Below are 11,672 nucleotides of genomic sequence, written 5' to 3'. Positions count from 1 at the left end.
CACCGCAGGGCGGCCCCGAGCTGGCGCTGCGGCTCAACCCCGAGCAGGCAGCCGCCTCGGCCGGGTTCGACTACTTCGCCATCGGCGTGCCGGGCCAGGATGCGATCGAAGGGCTCGCGGCGCACCTGTCCGAGCACGGTGTCGAGCACAACGGGGTCATCAGGACACCGGTCGGCTGGGTGCTGGTGGGCGTGCACGATCCGGACGGCCACGAGCTGCGGTTCTACACCGTGCCGTTGGAGCTGCCGGAGGGCATGCCTCGGCCCTTCACCAGAGAGACGTGACCGAGACAGGGCGCTGTGCCAGGCTGTCGCACGCTGACACAGCAACCCCGGTCAACGGATCAGGCGTGCGGACAGGTGTCCCGGTACGCCGAGATGAGCGTGTTCGGCGCCGGGGCCGGACACAGGAACTGGTCGTAGCGCAGGTCGTCGTCGACGAACCGCTTGAGCCACGACAGCGTGTACTTCCGCACGGTCACGTTGTCACTGCGCGGATCCGAGTGGTCTCCGCCGCGCAGTTCGAGGAAAGCCTTGTCGGGCGCGGCCGTCATCGACGTGTAGAACGGCAGCGAGTGCTGGGAGTTGGGCGCGGTCGGGTCGTTCTGGCCGCCGAGCACCAGCGTCGGCACCGCGACGGTCGACCAGTTCTTGGTGGTGTGCCAGCCGGCCAGCGGGATCGAGGCCTGCAGCGCCGGACGGCTCACAGAGGCGCGCAACGCCCCGCCGCCGCCCATCGAGTGACCCATCACGGCGAGCCGTGACGCGTCGACCCTGGGGTTGGTGCGGGCCACGTAGTCGAGGGCCGCGAGCAGCTGGCGGCCTCGACTGTCCGGGTCGTCCCAACCGGACAGCGTGTTGATCGTGATCACCACAAAGCCGTAGGACGCGAGCCGCGGGCCGAAGTGCGCGACGGACGTCTGGGTGGCGGTGAAGCCGGGTGAGACGGCCACCGCACCGAACGTGAGATCACTGGTCGGGGTGTAGACGGTGCCGCCGCCGAAGTTCGACTGGCGGGCGACTGCGGCCGACGTGACGGCGAACGTGCCACGGGAGGCCTCGACAGATGCGGCCGTGGGTGCCGGGCCGCGTTCGTAGGGGTTGGCCGCCGCGGTGGCGACGGCTGGAGCGGTGGCCGGGATCAGCGCCAGAACAAGCGCCGCAAGCACGCCTTTGATGCGCACGACGATGTCACCTCGAATTGGTTGCAGGGGTACCAATTGCGACAGCGCCACAACGCTACCGCCCAGTAGGCTCGTTGGGATTCGGCCACTCGGATGGCGCTGTCAACGGAATCAGCATGATCGACTCGCCGTCCCGGAAGCTGAATCGAAACAAACGAACGAGCAAATCCTGGTCGAACGAATCGGGGTCGATTTCGAATCGATCGGCGTCTCACCAGGCACGTCCGGGGCGGCGGGCTCGGTTACCCAGCGCAGCAGAACAGCGAATTGTCGTCCGATGGAGTCACCGAAGCGGCGGTATCCGACGAATCTCGTTGCGCACGAGGGTGATCGCGTGCCCACTCGGAGACAGTTCCTCGTTCTGAGCTCGACGGCGGCCTTGACCAGTCTGCTGTCCGAGACTCCCGCGTCCGCGGCTGACGCCATCGCCCAGCCGTACGCGTCCTACTGGCACCCGGCCACGATCCTCGACTGGGATCCGGCAACGGACCGGGACGCGCGGTACAACCGCAGCACGGTGCCGCTGGCTCGAAGGGTCGTGCCGGCACGCCCGGCCAACGCGCACGCCCACACCGGCGAGGCGCGCGTGCAGGCCCTGGTGGCGTACGCGCCGACGAGCAACAACCCCGCGCAGGGCTCGCTCGACATGAACTACTACGCCACGAACTACTGGCAGTACATCGACGAACTGGTGTTCTGGGGCGGTTCCGCCTCCGAGGGCCTCATCCTCGCACCGAACCCGACCGTCACCGATGCCGCGCACCGCAACGGTGTGCGCGTGATCGGCAACGTGTTCCTCCCGCCGACCGCTTACGGCGGCCAGCTCCAGTGGGTCCGCGACTTCGTCAAGCGCGAGGGCGACCGGTTCCCGGTGGCGGACAAGATGATCCAGGTCGCGCGGCACTACGGGTTCGACGGCTGGTTCCTCAACCAGGAGACCGCGGGTGGCGACGCCAAGCTCGCGTCCGACATGCGCGATTTCATCGTGTACATGAAGAAGAGCGGGCTGCGGGTCATCTGGTACGACGCGATGACGAACACCGGCAGCGTCTCGTGGCAGAACGCTTTGACGGCGCGGAACCAGATGTTCTTCGAGCAGTCCGACGAGATGTTCCTGAACTTCTGGTGGAGCACGCAGGGTCTCGCGAACTCCGCCGCACTGGCACGGCAGCTGGGCCGCAGCCCGTACGACCTCGCGTCCGGCGTGGACGTCGAGGCGAACGGCTACAACACGAGCGTCGGCTGGGCCTCGGTCTTCCCCGAGGGCAAGCCGCACACGACGTCGCTCGGCTTCTACCGTCCCGAGTGGACGTTCAAGTCCGCAACCGGTCCCGCCGACTTCTACGCCAGGGACAACCGGTTCTGGGTCGGCCCCAACGGCGATCCGTCGAACACCACCACGACGGCGAACTGGAAGGGCGTCGCGCACTACATCACCGAGCTCACGCCAATCACCTCGCTGCCGTTCGTGACGAACTTCAACACCGGCCACGGCAAGAAGTTCGCGGTCGGCGGCGCCGTACGGTCATCTCAGGCGTGGAACAACCTGTCGCTGCAGGACGTGCTGCCGACGTGGCGGTGGAGCGTCAGCGGCACCGGGACGAAGGTCGTGCCGTCGCTCGACTGGGACGACCCGTACGAGGGCGGCACCTCCTTGAAGATCACCGGCACTCCCCTGTCCGCCAACGACGTCCGGCTGTTCGCGACGTCGTTGCGACTCACCGCGAACAGCCAGTTCGAGATCGTCCATCGCACCGGCGCCGGACCCTCGCGACTGCAGGCCCTGCTGCGGATCGGCACCACCGAGAAGGTGCTGGACCTCGGCGGGGTCAGCGGGGCGTGGCGGCGCAGCGTGTTCCCGCTCGGCGAGCACGCCGGTGCGACGCTGACCGAGATCTCGCTGCGAGTGCTGCCCGGCGGTGCCATCACCGCGCTGATCGGCCGGATCGGGGTCGCGGACCCGGTCCTGACTCCGCCCGTGGCGCCGTCCACCGTGCAGGTCGAGCAGGTGAGCCGCACCAACGCCACGACGGTGTCGGCACGGCTCACCTGGACGCGCTCGCCCGGTTCGGTCCGGCAGTACCGCGTCTACAAGTGGACCGGCACCGAACGGATCTTCCTCGGCGGCACCACCAATGACGCGTACTTCGTGCCCGCGATCCCGTTGACCGCCGGCGAGACCGCGAGCATCGAGGTCGAGGCCGTCAGCGAGGCGTTCGACGTCTCACCGCCCGCACGCCTCTCGCTCACCGGAACACCCTGACGTAGTCCGGCACCACGGCAGCTGCTTCCCCGGCCCTGGCTGGCCGGGGAGTGGCCGCCCTGCGGCGTCAAGAAAAACCGGGACTTCTGAACATTTCTTGCGGATTGACGACCCATCAGGGCCTGGGCCATCCTTGATTCTGCGTGAGAGCGCTCTCCCACCCTGCAAACGGCCCGCCCTGCTCGCCGCGGGCCTCACAGCGGAGAGGAAAGCTTCAATGAGGAAGCCCGCCTTACCCATCGCCTCCGTCATCGTCCTGATGGCCGCCGCGCTCAGCGTTCCCGGTGCGGCCCAAGGAGAACCCGTCCGGGTCGCCGAGTTCGTCGCGGACTGCGGACTGAGCCACCGCCTCGCGGACGACCCGATCGTCCTGCCGAACCTGGCCGGTGCCTCGCACTTCCACGACTTCTTCGGCAACCACTCGACCAACGCCCGTTCGACCCAGCAGTCGCTGGAGGGCCAGACCGGCAACTGCAACCCGGCCGCGGACATCTCCTCGTACTGGGTGCCGACCATGTACCGGAACAACACCGCGATCGCCCCGACCGGCATCACCTTCTACTACCTCGGCGAAGGGGTGAACAACCCGGCGGCGATCCAGCCGACGCCGTACGGCCTGAAGATCGTGGCGGGCAACGCGAAGGCCACCGGCGACGCCGACAGCATCGCGCGCTGGTCGTGCCTGCACGCGGGCCACGTGAACCCGTCGAAGAACTTCGTGGAGTGCCCGGCCGGCACGATGCTGGAGACGTACCTGGACTTCCCGCAGTGCTGGGACGGCCGCAACCTCGACTCGGCCGACCACAAGTCGCACATGACCTACCCCGTCGCGGGTGGCTGCCCGTCGAGCCACCCGGTTTCGGTGCCGAAACTGCGGATGGTCCTGCGGTATCCGGTCAACGGCAGCACGGCAGGGCTTCGGCTCTCGTCCGGCACCGGGCAGACCATGCACGGCGACTTCTTCAACGTGTGGCCGCGCGCCGAGATGGAACGCCGCGTCCGCAACTGCCTCAACGTGGTGCTGAAGTGCGACCACGCCGGCAACCACGGATGACGGCGCTCCTGCTGGCAGGCCTGCTGCTTCCGGCCTGCCAGCAGGAACCTCCTCCCCCGCCCCAGAACAGTTACGGCGCAACGGAGCGAGCGTTCGTCGAGCTCGCGATCGCCACCGACGAGCAGGCGCTCAAACTCGTCGAGCTGGACGACAACCCGGCACTGATCGAAAACCGCAAGACGGAGCTCGCGGAGCTGAGGAAGCTGCTCGACGCGCCGTACGTGAACCACCACGCCGGCCACGACATGCCCGGCATGCCAACGGATGCGGAGATCCAGCTCGCGTCGACCAGCCCGGACGCGCTGAAGCAGTTCGTGCACGCGCATCTCACCGAGTCGCTGGACGTCCTGCGCTCGGCCGGCGCGGCGATCACCCACCCGCCCACCGCAGAGGTGGTCGACCTGATGGAACGTCACCGCGCCGCGGAACTGGCCGCGGGCTGATCAGGTCGACCGCACGCGAACCGGAAGGTCTCGCGCGATGGCCCACGTCGCGACCATCGCGACGGCCCACGCGCCCAGTGACACGAGGTGCCAGCCGTCGCCGAGCAGGGTCGGCGCGTTCCTGATGAACGGCAGGTCCCCGGTGCCGGGCATCGTGATGCCCGGCACGACCGCCAGCGCCAGCCCGAAGGGCAGCACGAGTGCCGCGCCGTACCCCCAGCGGCCGAACGCCGCGGCGAGGAGCATGCCGACCCCGCACCACACCAGGAACATCAGGAAGTACGCGAGCACCGACCCGTACGGATGCGACCGCCAGTCCATCAGGTCGTAGACGCCGCCTTCGACGAGGAACCCGAGCCACGCCAACAGCGCCATCGCGAGCGCGAAAACCACGCTGAACCCGGTCGCCGCGCCCAGGAACTCGCGGCGGGTGCGGCCGTGCGCGATCGCGATCGGCAACACGTTGTGGATCGCGTACACGCCCACCCAAAGCACGAACCAGCGCGCGATCTGCACGGTGACGAGCATCCACCCGCTGAACACGATGTCGGCGAACACCGAGAGGGTGAACTCGGCCGCGAGAACCGCCAGGAACACGCAGGCGGCGACGATCGCGCCGTACAACACCAACGTGGTGGTCAGGTGCCGGAAGATCTTCACCGCTTGCCTCCGACCGGCTCGGTGAGGTGGACGAACAGGTCCTGCAACGCGATCGGGCCGAGCTCCAGCCCGAGCTGCCGTGCGCGGACGAGCCCGGAGTCGTCGAGCTGACCGAAGACCATCGCGGACTTCGTGCGCCCCAACGACTTCTCGCTCAACACGGTCAGTCCCGCGGTGAACTCGTCGACGTCCGCGGCGTTCCCGGTGATCTCGGTGCCGCGCGACCGCAGCACGTCCGCCTCCTCCTGCAGCACCAGCCGCCCGCTGTCGATGATCACGAGCTCCTCCAGCAACGAGGCCAGCTCCTCGATCAGGTGCGTCGAGATGATGATCGTGCGCGGGTGCGCCATGAAGTCGCTGAGCAGCGCGTCGTAGAACGCGTACCTGGTCGGCGTGTCCATGCCGAGGTGCGACTCGTCGAGCATGGTCAGCGGCGACCGGCTGGCGAGCCCGATCACCACGCCCAGCGCCGACCGCTGCCCCAGCGACAGCTCGCCGACCTTCTTCTTCAGCGGAATCTTGAACAGCTCGGTGAGCTCGAGCGCGTACGGGTTGTCCCACGTGTCCCGCCACGCCGCGCCGTACTCGAGCACGTGCGCGACCTTGTCGCCCTTGTCCGCGGCATCAGCGGCGTGGCGCACCAGGCACACCTGACGCATCGCGGCGGCGTTCTCGAAGACCGGCTCACCGTCGAGCTGAACGGAACCGATCGGCCTGCGATACCCGGCGAGCGCCGACATCAGGCTGGTCTTGCCCGAACCGTTGCGCCCGAGCAGCCCGTAGATCTTGTTGCCCGACAACGAGAAGCTCATGTCGTCGACCGCCGTGACGGACCCGTAGCGCACCGTCAGGCCCTGCACGTCAACGCGCATCACACGTCCCCGTTCTGATGCTGCTCGATGCGGCGGATGACGTCGGCGAGCGGAATGCCGATGGCGCGTGCCTCCACGACCATCGGGTCCACGACCTCACCGAAGAAGGTCTCCCGCCCCTGTGCCCGCAGCATGTCGCGAGCCTCCGTGCTCACGAACATCCCGATCCCCCTCTTCTTGTAGAGCACCTTCTCGTCCACCAACTGCTGAAAGGCCTTCGCCGCGGTCGCCGGGTTGATCCGGTAGTAGGCCGCGTACTGGTTGGTCGACATGACCTGCTCGTCCGCCTTCAACGTCCCGCTGAGCACATCCGCCTTGATCCGGTCGGCGATCTGGCGGTAGATCGGGCTCCGGTCGTCGAACATCACTACTTCCTTGGTTCGTTACTCATGTAATGAACCATAGCAGTGTCGGCGTACGATTGGCACGTGGTCGGCCTCGCGATCCTGTGCGCGGTGCTCGCCGCCGGGTGCAGCGCGCTCGGCGCGCTGCTGCAACACGCCGGCATCCGCGAGCTCCCCGGCCTGAAACTGACCTCGGCCCACCGCCTGGTCACGTCCCGCCGCTGGGTCTACGGCTTCCTGATCCTGTTCGCGTGCGCGGTTCTGCAGGTCATCGCCCTGACCCTGGCCCCGGTCTCGGTGGTCGCCCCGCTGAACGCACTGGCCATCCCGATCATCGCCGTCGCCAGAGCCCACAAGCTCACCGGGCTTCTCGCAGTCGCCGTCCTGGTGGCCACCGCCGGCATCGTCGTCTTCGTGACCATCACCGCGGGCGAGGCCATAGCCGCCGACATCTCCCCGAAAGTCGCGCTACAAGCAGGCCAACTGGTCACCGCGGGCGTCCTCGTCTGCACCGTCGTGGCCACGTTCCAAACCGGCACGATCCGCTCGCTGGCCCTGGCCATCGGCGCCGGCATCCTGTACGGCCTGGTAGCCGTCCTGGTACGCGACGTGACCACAGCCCTGCCGCGCATCGAGTGGATCTCCCTGGCCGGCCTGGCCCTGGCCTTCCTGGTGGGAGCGTGGTTCATCCAGCTCGGCTACGCGGCAGGCCCACCAGACCTGGTGGTGGCCGGCCAAACCGTGGTCAACCCGATCGTCGCCGCCTGGATCGGCATCAAACTCGTGGGCGAAGGCACCGGCATGAGCGCCCTCACCCAAGCAGGCCTGATCATCAGCGCCATCGCCGCCGTGACCGGCACCGTCGTGCTGGCCCACTACCACCGTGTCAGGGTGGAAGCATGACCTTCGTGGTAACCGGCGGCGCCGGCAGCTTGGGCCGACACGTGGTAACAGCCCTACCAGGAGCCAAGCCCGTCTCCCGCGCCACCGGCACAGACCTGTTGCGCGGCACCGGCTTGGGCGCCCTACGAGCAGACGTGGTGGTGCACTGCGCAACGTCGTTCCGCCACGAAGTCACGATGGCTCGCACCGTACTGGCCGCCAAACCAGCGCACCTCGTCTACATCTCGATCGTCGGCTGCGACCGAGTCCCACTCCCCTACTACAAGCAAAAACTCGCAGCCGAACGCCTGATCGCCAACTCCGGCACTCCCTACACGATCCTGCGCGCCACCCAGTTCCACTCGTTGCTGCGCAAGATGTTCGACAACCTCTCCAAGCTGCCGCTGATGCTCGTCCCGGCCTTCGCCTTCCAACCGATCGACGAGGCCGAGGTAGCCCTGGAACTGGCGACGCTAGCCCAAGCCGCACCTTCAGAACTCGCACCGGAGATGGGCGGCCCAGAAATCCGCGAGGCCACCGACCTGGCCCGAATCTACTTGGCCGCCACCGGAAAACGGCGCACACTGCTGCCGTTGAAGGCGCCAGGCGCGACCTACCGCGCATACCGAGCAGGCGGCAACCTCACCCCGAACCACCCGGTCGGCAAGCGAACCTTCGAGGACTACCTCACCGCATAGCTCTCGTGCGTCGCGCGACTCTCCACCCGAGGCCGCCGCAACACCGACTCCAAGATCTCCCCAGCCCGCACCGCCGTGTTCGACAACAACGACGACGTGATCCCGTGCGTGTGCTCAGTACCGCCCTGCAAATAGATCCCGCCCCGCACCGACGCGTCCGTGACGACCCGATAATCCCGCGTGACCTTCAACCGCCCCAACGCATCCCGCTCACAACGCCCAGCCAGCTCGCCAAGCACCCCGACCGGATCAGCGGGCCGATACCCGGTCGCATAAACGATCACGTCCGCGTCAACCGGCAGCTGCCCACCATCAGCCATCGACTCGATCACGCACTTCCCGTCCACGTTCACATCCACGAGCCGAGACGTGTTGTGCAGCAACAACCTCTGCCGCCCAACCACCTTCTCCCGGTACACCCTCCGATACAACTCTTCGATCAGATCCCCGTCCACCACGCCATAATTCGTGTTGGCGTGGTATCCCATCAGCCGCTGCTTGACCTCTTCCGGCGCCTCGTAATACTCGTCCACCGCCGCCGGGTCAAAGATCCGATTCACGAACGAGCTGTCATCAGCCGGGCTGTACCCGTACCGCGCGAACACCCCGTGCACCTCAGCCCGCGGGAACCGCTCGTGGAAGAACGCGACCACCTCAGCCGCACTCTGCCCAGCCCCCACCACAACCACCTGGCGCGGATCCTCCAAGCCCCCCACCCGGTTGAGCAGGTCCTTGTTGTGCCAAATCCGCTCCCCAGCCACCACCCCGTCAGGCAAGTTCGCCTCGAGCCCAGTAGCCAGCACCACGTTGCGCGCCTTCACGGCCTCGTCGCCAACAACAACCTCAAACCCGTCACCGTCCGCACGCACCGCCGACACCTCGGCCTGATACCGCACGTGGTGCGCCACCCGCTCCGCCGCCCACTCGAAGTAATCGTGGAACTCCTTGCGCAGCGGAAACAGGTTCTTGTGGTTGACAAAGTCAACCAACCGCCCACGATCCCTCAGATAACACAGGAAGCTGAACTCGCTAGCGGGGTTGCGCAGCGTGACCAAATCCTTGAGGAACGACACCTGCATGGTCGCGTCCTCGAGCAACATCCCCCGATGCCACCCGAACCGAGCCTGCCGCTCGAAGAACCGTGCCCGAACAGGCACCGCCTGCTCCTCAACCGCGATGGCAAGAGCGAGGTTCGACGGCCCGAAGCCGATTCCGGCCAGGTCCAACACCGGTTCCATCGCGGTCCTCTCGTGGCACTCCCAGCGTCAAACCACCCTAACTTAGCTAAGGCATACCTTAGCTAGTGCATTTGGACGTGATCTACGCCGCTGGCCCACGCTTGAGTCCAGCCCAAGCGCAACCGGCGATGGCGCAGCCGAGGCGTTTGAACGCTTGAAACGCGGTGCGGGCGGGTCCCCGTCACGAGGCGCGCCTGATCGTTTGCCACGCCGGAGACCCGCCCAGACCGCACCACCTACAAAACCGGCGCGTCCGCCGGAACGGCGGCACCCACATCCTCCAACCAGCAAGCCACCCGCCGCCCAGAAACATCCGAAAGCACCGGCATCCGCTCCCCACAAACATCCATCGCAGATGGACACCGCGGATGGAACGGACACCCAGCAGGCATGGACCGCAGGTCAGGCGGCGCCCCAGGAATCCCGCGCAACTCCCGCCGAGCCCCCCGCAACGCCGGAAACGACGACAACAACCCCTGGCTGTACGGATGCCGAGCATCCCGATAGATCGACGAAGCCGGCGCCTCCTCCACAACCCGCCCGCCGTACATGATCGCGATCCGATCAGAAAACTCGACCAGCAGCGAAATGTCATGCGTGATGAAGACGACCGAGAACCCCAAAGTCTCCCGCAGCCGCATCATCTGCCCGAGGATCTGCCGCTGCACCACCACATCCAACGCAGTAGTCGGCTCATCCATGATGACGATCTCAGGCTCCAACGCCAGCGCCATAGCGATCATCACCCGCTGCCGCATCCCCCCAGACAACTGATGCGGGTAGAACGACAGCCGATCAACCGGAATCCCCACCAACGACAACAGCTCCCGGCCACGATCCGCCCGCGAAGCCCGCGACATCGCAGGCCGATGCGCCCGCAACACATCGTCGATCTGCGAACCAACCGAGATCACCGGGTTCAGAGCGTTCATCGCCCCCTGGAACACGATCGCGATCTCGTTCCACCGCAACGCCTGCAACTCACGCGAGCTCAACCCCAACAGGTCCCGCCCCTTGAACAGCACGGACCCGGACGACACAAGCCCAGGCTGCTGCAGCAGCCGGGTAGCGGCATAGGCCAAAGTGGACTTACCGCTACCGCTCTCCCCTGCCAACCCGAGCACCGAGCCAGCCTCCAGCGACAAAGACACGTCGTGCACGGCCCGCAGTGAGCCGTAATCCACCGACAGCGAGCGGATCTCCAGCACCGGGCTCATGCGCGCACCTTCCGCAGCCGAGGATTCGCGTACTCGTCGATCCCGAAGTTGATCAAAGCAAGCGCAGTGCCCAGCAAAGCAATGCAAAGGCCGGCGGGAACGAACCACCACCACGCGCCCTGGCCGAGTGCCTGGTTGCTCTGCGCCCAGAACAGGATCGTGCCCCAGTTCCAGGTCGACAGCGACACGACGCCGACGAACGACAGCGTGATCTGCAGCATCACCGCGAAGATCACCGTGCCGACGAAACCAGAGGCGATCACGGCCGTCAGGTTGGGCAGCACCTCGAACACGATGATCCGCCAGGTGCGCTCGCCGGAGGCCCGCGCGGCCTCCACGAAGTCGCGGCGCCGCAACGACATCGTCTGCGCGCGCAGCACACGGGCGCCCCACGCCCACGCGGTCAGCGAGATCACCGCGGCGATCAGCACGGTGTCCGCCGACGGCAGCATCGACGCCACGATGATGATCAGCGGCAATGCCGGGATCACCAGGAAGACGTTGGACAGCATGGACAACGCCTCGTCGGCCGCGCCGCCGAGGAACCCGGCGGTCACCCCGACCAGGATCGACAGGAACGTCGCCAGCACACCGCAGACGAGCCCGACGACCATCACCCCGCGAGTGCCCACGAGCACCTGCGAGAAGATGTCCTGCCCGGTCATGGTCGTGCCGAACCAGTGCGCGCCAGAGGGTGGCGACAACAGGTCGTCGCCCATCGCCGACGGGTCGTACGGCGCGATCCACTCGCCGACCACCGCGATCAACGTGAAGAAGCCCAGGATCCCCAGGCCCAACCGAGTCTTGAAGTTCACCGG

The 11,672-nt window shown here is 67.0% G+C and carries 13 protein-coding genes; 6 read left to right on the top strand and 7 right to left on the bottom strand.

The annotated features are described in order from the left end of the window. Positions 1–86 precede the first annotated feature (86 nt). Positions 87–284 carry a VOC family protein gene (locus DI276_RS52485; protein ID WP_232837021.1) on the top strand — a complete coding sequence of 66 codons (198 nt, stop codon included), beginning with the start codon at positions 87–89 and terminating at the stop codon, positions 282–284. Positions 285–343: 59 nt separating this feature from the next. Here the strand turns inward: DI276_RS52485 and DI276_RS30180 are convergent, their stop codons facing one another. Further along, the gene (locus DI276_RS30180) at positions 344–1,183 is read right to left on the bottom strand and encodes a dienelactone hydrolase family protein (protein WP_112269982.1); all 840 of its coding nucleotides are present in this window, start codon (positions 1,181–1,183) and stop codon (positions 344–346) included. A gap of 334 nt (positions 1,184–1,517) precedes the next feature. Here DI276_RS30180 and DI276_RS30175 point away from each other — a divergent pair, with 334 nt between their 5' ends. The 3 genes from DI276_RS30175 (at position 1,518) to DI276_RS30165 (ending at position 4,943) form a co-directional block, all read left to right on the top strand. Further along, complete coding sequence (locus DI276_RS30175; protein WP_157985033.1) at positions 1,518–3,446, top strand: endo-beta-N-acetylglucosaminidase; 1,929 nt, start codon at positions 1,518–1,520, stop codon at positions 3,444–3,446. Positions 3,447–3,663: 217 nt separating this feature from the next. Next, positions 3,664–4,500, top strand: coding sequence for a DUF1996 domain-containing protein (locus DI276_RS30170; protein ID WP_112269515.1), 837 nt, complete (start codon positions 3,664–3,666; stop codon positions 4,498–4,500). Next, positions 4,497–4,943, top strand: coding sequence for a hypothetical protein (locus DI276_RS30165; protein ID WP_112269513.1), 447 nt, complete (start codon positions 4,497–4,499; stop codon positions 4,941–4,943). The genes DI276_RS30170 and DI276_RS30165 overlap by 4 nt, the downstream gene beginning before the upstream one ends. Here the strand turns inward: DI276_RS30165 and DI276_RS30160 are convergent, their stop codons facing one another. From DI276_RS30160 to DI276_RS30150, 3 genes are read right to left on the bottom strand one after another with little or no spacing between them, the layout of a single operon-like run. Continuing rightward, the gene (locus DI276_RS30160; RefSeq protein ID WP_112269511.1) at positions 4,944–5,603 is read right to left on the bottom strand and encodes a hypothetical protein; all 660 of its coding nucleotides are present in this window, start codon (positions 5,601–5,603) and stop codon (positions 4,944–4,946) included. It abuts the gene before it with no gap. After that, positions 5,600–6,475, bottom strand: a complete 876-nt coding sequence (locus DI276_RS30155; RefSeq protein WP_112269509.1) for an ATP-binding cassette domain-containing protein — start codon at positions 6,473–6,475, stop codon at positions 5,600–5,602. Before DI276_RS30155 ends, DI276_RS30160 begins: the two co-directional genes overlap by 4 nt. Continuing rightward, positions 6,475–6,840, bottom strand: coding sequence for a GntR family transcriptional regulator (locus DI276_RS30150; protein WP_112269507.1), 366 nt, complete (start codon positions 6,838–6,840; stop codon positions 6,475–6,477). The genes DI276_RS30155 and DI276_RS30150 overlap by 1 nt, the downstream gene beginning before the upstream one ends. A gap of 63 nt (positions 6,841–6,903) precedes the next feature. Between DI276_RS30150 and DI276_RS30145 the strand changes: the two genes are divergently transcribed. Beyond that, positions 6,904–7,722, top strand: coding sequence for a DMT family protein (locus tag DI276_RS30145; RefSeq protein ID WP_157985032.1), 819 nt, complete (start codon positions 6,904–6,906; stop codon positions 7,720–7,722). Further along, positions 7,719–8,399 carry an SDR family oxidoreductase gene (locus tag DI276_RS30140; protein WP_112269503.1) on the top strand — a complete coding sequence of 227 codons (681 nt, stop codon included), beginning with the start codon at positions 7,719–7,721 and terminating at the stop codon, positions 8,397–8,399. The genes DI276_RS30145 and DI276_RS30140 overlap by 4 nt, the downstream gene beginning before the upstream one ends. Here DI276_RS30140 and DI276_RS30135 read toward each other — a convergent pair. The 3 genes from DI276_RS30135 to DI276_RS30125 all read right to left on the bottom strand — a co-directional run bounded on the left by DI276_RS30135 (position 8,384) and on the right by DI276_RS30125 (position 11,669). Continuing rightward, positions 8,384–9,637 carry a lysine N(6)-hydroxylase/L-ornithine N(5)-oxygenase family protein gene (locus DI276_RS30135; RefSeq protein ID WP_112269501.1) on the bottom strand — a complete coding sequence of 418 codons (1,254 nt, stop codon included), beginning with the start codon at positions 9,635–9,637 and terminating at the stop codon, positions 8,384–8,386. The genes DI276_RS30140 and DI276_RS30135 overlap by 16 nt on opposite strands. A gap of 236 nt (positions 9,638–9,873) precedes the next feature. Then, positions 9,874–10,854, bottom strand: a complete 981-nt coding sequence (locus tag DI276_RS30130; RefSeq protein ID WP_112269499.1) for an ABC transporter ATP-binding protein — start codon at positions 10,852–10,854, stop codon at positions 9,874–9,876. Further along, complete coding sequence (locus DI276_RS30125; protein ID WP_232837020.1) at positions 10,851–11,669, bottom strand: ABC transporter permease; 819 nt, start codon at positions 11,667–11,669, stop codon at positions 10,851–10,853. Before DI276_RS30125 ends, DI276_RS30130 begins: the two co-directional genes overlap by 4 nt. Between the last annotated feature and the right edge of the window lie 3 nt (positions 11,670–11,672).

Source organism: Lentzea terrae, assembly GCF_003265345.1.
In the GTDB taxonomy this organism is placed as follows: domain Bacteria; phylum Actinomycetota; class Actinomycetes; order Mycobacteriales; family Pseudonocardiaceae; genus Lentzea; species Lentzea terrae.
This window is presented reverse-complemented; position numbering and strand designations above follow the sequence as displayed.